This is a genomic window from Dissulfurimicrobium sp., from assembly GCF_049968175.1.
GTDB lineage: Bacteria > Desulfobacterota > Dissulfuribacteria > Dissulfuribacterales > Sh68 > Dissulfurimicrobium > Dissulfurimicrobium hydrothermale.
In genome coordinates, this window is the sequence record NZ_JBMFRG010000067.1 from 4,900 (window position 1) to 8,917 (window position 4,018).

General features: G+C 49.7%; 6 protein-coding genes and 1 tRNA gene. All 7 read left to right on the top strand.

Annotated elements, in window-relative coordinates:
* A partial coding sequence (locus ACP5SG_RS08350) for a hypothetical protein (protein ID WP_428123492.1) occupies positions 1-953 on the top strand: 953 nt, incomplete at its 5' end.
* Between the two features lie 36 nt (positions 954-989).
* Entirely contained in the window at positions 990-1,511 is a 522-nt protein-coding gene (locus tag ACP5SG_RS08355) for a hypothetical protein (protein WP_428123495.1), read from the top strand.
* A gap of 298 nt (positions 1,512-1,809) precedes the next feature.
* A tRNA-Thr gene (locus ACP5SG_RS08360) sits at positions 1,810-1,882 on the top strand.
* Between the two features lie 248 nt (positions 1,883-2,130).
* Positions 2,131-2,904 carry a hypothetical protein gene (locus tag ACP5SG_RS08365; protein WP_424661793.1) on the top strand — a complete coding sequence of 258 codons (774 nt, stop codon included), beginning with the start codon at positions 2,131-2,133 and terminating at the stop codon, positions 2,902-2,904.
* Entirely contained in the window at positions 2,891-3,019 is a 129-nt protein-coding gene (locus ACP5SG_RS08370; protein WP_269137049.1) for a hypothetical protein, read from the top strand. The genes ACP5SG_RS08365 and ACP5SG_RS08370 overlap by 14 nt, the downstream gene beginning before the upstream one ends.
* Before the next feature lie 87 nt (positions 3,020-3,106).
* Entirely contained in the window at positions 3,107-3,640 is a 534-nt protein-coding gene (locus tag ACP5SG_RS08375; protein ID WP_428123500.1) for a phage virion morphogenesis protein, read from the top strand.
* The gene (locus ACP5SG_RS08380; RefSeq protein WP_424661795.1) at positions 3,568-3,924 is read left to right on the top strand and encodes a type II toxin-antitoxin system VapC family toxin; all 357 of its coding nucleotides are present in this window, start codon (positions 3,568-3,570) and stop codon (positions 3,922-3,924) included. Before ACP5SG_RS08375 ends, ACP5SG_RS08380 begins: the two co-directional genes overlap by 73 nt.
* Positions 3,925-4,018: the final 94 nt, after the last annotated feature.

A 4,018-nucleotide genomic window follows, 5' to 3' on the forward strand; every position in this document is an offset into this window, starting at 1 on the left:
AATTGTATCACATTCTTTTTATTGTCATTTTTACGTTGACATCGGCGACACAGATCAATGCCGCCCCAATGGGGCCAGGGACAAATCCAGGTAATCCAGGTATTGGCACGGGTGGCATGCCGATATTTCATATGCCTGACAGGCCGTGGATGAAAGGACCCAATACCTTTGATATGGCAGGTCCGGTATCAGAACTGAACTCCATAATTACGAATACGGCTTTATTTTCAGGAATGGCCCAGGAGCCCAATGGCACCATCTTTCTTTATTCAAAACAACCAGGGCATGTATTCGCCTATATGGTGCCTGAAACAGGTTTCAACGCCTCTCAGACCGCAGGCACTCAAGGTCCATCCATCCATTTTGGACCTGACGGTTCACTCATAATGGTCACATCCCATGGCACCTTTACCGCTATGCCCTATTTTCATAATGTCGATGATTTTGAAGCATTGGTCGACAGTGCATTTGGCATGCAGATAACCATGACATATCAGGCCGATGGTTCATTTATAATAAACTATCCTGGTCTCCCGTATGGCTTTTCTCTTCGTCCGGACCCTGAAGCTGTTTTTGGAGATGGTACGGATACTGCAGGGCTCAAATTGCCCCCAGGGTTGACTGATTTTTCTCCATTCAGTCTCCGCTATACCGACGGGTTCTCGCAAAATTTCCGTCCCGCCTTCGCCCATGCCGATGAAGTAATGGCAGGTCTGGGGAAGTTGCCTGGGATGTCAAATATTCAAATGAACGCCGACGGTTCGATCAGCGTCACCTGGACCGATGGGCAGGTCTCGTATAGACTTACTCTTATGTCATCGATGGTGGTTTCCAATGCCGACACAACAAATATAACCCCTGGTTTCAGCCAGAGTCAGGATGGTTCATGGTGGTACACCTATGCAAACGGCTTGATGCAGCGCTTTCGAATAGAGGCGACGCTGGGCCAATAACCCCTAAATTTCTATCAAACACAGGAGGAATTATCTATGAAGAGGTCTTATCTGGCAGGAATCGGCATTATCACACTGCTCATTGTTACCCCGGCATTCGCCCAGATGGACATGACTAGGCAGCCTGGGCAGACGGATGTCCAGGGACAGCAGCAGGCTCAAGATCAAGGCATGGGCCAAGGTATGGGAATGATGGGGCAGGGGATGATGAAGATGAGGCCGTCCATGATGAAGGGCCATTGTATGATGATGGACCAGCATCATGACATGATGGGGATGATGGGTTGTCCCAACATGGCGATAATGCAGTATGTAAAGGAAGTTGACGGTTATCTTGCGAACAGTGCCCAGTTGGGACTGACACAGGATCAGAAGGATCACATCCAGAAGATCAAGGAGGAGCTTGAGATAGCATTTATTCAGAAACGCGCCAGTCTCCAGATAGCAACCCTGAAACTGCAAACGCTGATGAATAAGGCCAATCCTGACAAGCAGGCTGTTACCAGACAGATAGACGAAATATCCGGTCTGTCAAGGGATATGCAAAAATGGCTGTAACCACGGTTATAGACGCAAGGAATATCTTAAATCCTGAACAACGGAAAAGGGTGTTGCAAAATCAGTAAGTGAGCCGAGCCGAGACAGGGCGGAGCCCCAAATAATATAATGTATCTGCCCTGTCTATCTACCTGGCTACCCAGGCATACCTCGTTCAGCTTTTTTAATCAAAAGACCGATTATCACCATGCAGGCTGGCTTTAAGACCGGCTTAACAAAAGCCGTTTGATGGCCTATCTTGATTTTTAAGATACTTTATGCTAATACCGCACAAACATTGATAATTCATAGAAATGAAGCCGACGTAGCTCAGTTGGTAGAGCAGCTGATTCGTAATCAGCAGGTCAGGGGTTCGAATCCCCTTGTCGGCTTTAATAAAATCAAAAAAAGGTGGAAGTTGAGGTACGGATATTTTCTTCAAGAGGACGCCTCTTGAGGATATCTCTCGCCCCATTTACCATACTGGCAGTATCAGGCGGTCAACGACTCACGCACACGCCCCACGCACAGGGCGATCTCCGGCCTGATATTCCGGGCCGACCACCCGTTCTGGAAGACCTGGTATCCGCCGAACGGCTATAACTGCCGTTGCTCCGTGCGGGCCCTGTCCAGTGCCGAGATGGAGGCCAGAGGCCTTCATGTTGAGACGGAAGACCCGACGGGCGACCTGATAGAACCGATTGATCCTGTAACAGGCAACCGGCTTCCGGCCCGCCCGCTCATCCCCGACCCAGGCTTTGCGTCCAACCCAGGCGAGGTGGCATGGAAACCTGATTTCACCGGCGTCAGGGCGGATTTAAGGGAGGCCGTCCTGCAGGGGCTGATAGATGATATATGTGGGACACGGTTCAGTGAGTTTGCGGACGGGGAACTGATATGCCCGCAGCTTAAAAACAGGCTGAGGCAGGAGGATTTAGAAGCGCTTCAGTCCCTGGTCGAGGCGGATCGGCTGCAATCCAGCACGACATTCGATGGCTGGGTAAAACAGGTCATGGACGACAGGGGAACACCCAAGGGCGAGGTGTGGCCGATAGGGGTTATACCCACGGCGGTGCTGGACAGGCTTGAGAAGCAACCTGTAATATCGTTGGTAATGCTGACGGATACAGGCGTCACGCACATTCTGGATGACGCCAAGAACACCAGGGGCGCGGGGATAACCTTCAAGGAGCTGCTTGACCTTCCTGAAAAATGGAAAGAGGCTCAGTGGTACATAGATAAAGAGGACCCGGCGGCGCTGGTGACGTTTGCACGGGTGGGAAGCAATAAGATTATCAAGTTTGTAATTAAATTTGACAAGAAGATCGGAAAAGGAAGGGCAAATATGATTATAACAGCGGGGGTGGTCCAAGGATCAAACCTGAATGACCCCAACAGATATGAACCAATCTAAAATGCAGGTGCATGGATGGTCGCTCAACTCCATCATGGGGCTGGCCGAAGAATCGGCAAGTCCAACCGGCCTGAGCGGTTTTCCGGTTGTCATGCACCTGTTAATCATAGCTTAAACACTGTTTGAAAAGGAGTCAATAATATGTGTATCCCAATACCGGCTAGAGTATGCCACCAGATGAATATTTTATTTTTTATCTTCCATGGCTCAACTTATGCCTAACATAACCATCACTATAGACGACAGGGAGGTAATGGATGCACTGAAGGGTCTCCAGGCCAGGCTTGGAGACCTTACGCCCGCCATGCGGACAGTGGCCAGGATGATGGAATCGGCGGTTCAGAGGAACTTCGCCGAGGGCGGAAGGCCGGATAAATGGAAGCCCAGCAAGCGCGCTCTAAGACAGAACGGCCAGACCCTCATGGATACAGGCAGGCTTAAAAACTCCATCACATCACGTTCCGACGCCACCAGCGCCGAGGTGGGGACAAATGTCGAGTATGCGGCCATACATCAGTTCGGCGGCAGGACCAAGCCCACTATCATCAGGCCCAAGAACAAGAAGGCCCTCTCATGGCCAGGGGCGAGGCATCCGGTGATGATGGTGAAATACCCCATTGAAATGGCGCTCAAAGGAAAGGCATTGATCCCAAAGACGCTGACATGGCTGATATTACGGCCTACATCAAGTCATTGGGAGGAAAAATCCATCATGCCGAACAACCGACGCCCGTAAAAAAAAGAAAGATCGTAGCTGCTGAATTGTGTGCCGGTGTAAAAGGAAATACCGAACTAACTGTATTGGAAAATTTTATCTCTCTATCTCGCGTTGTTCCAATAACCGGCGAGATTGCCAAAATAGGCGGGCTCTTCAAGCGCGATTTCGGCAAATCGCATGGGGTTGGACTTGCGAATGCCGTTTTAGCTGCAACAGCTTATGCGGAAAAAGCCGAACTAAAAATCTTGAATGTAAAGCATTGTCCTATGTTTAACGGATTGGAACCGCCTTATAGGCAATAGTGCACCAAGATCTATGATGGTTTTAGTTGACACCAAAGTAAGGTATCGATGAGTGAAAAGGGCGATTGTTATGATAACGTCCCTATGAAGAGTT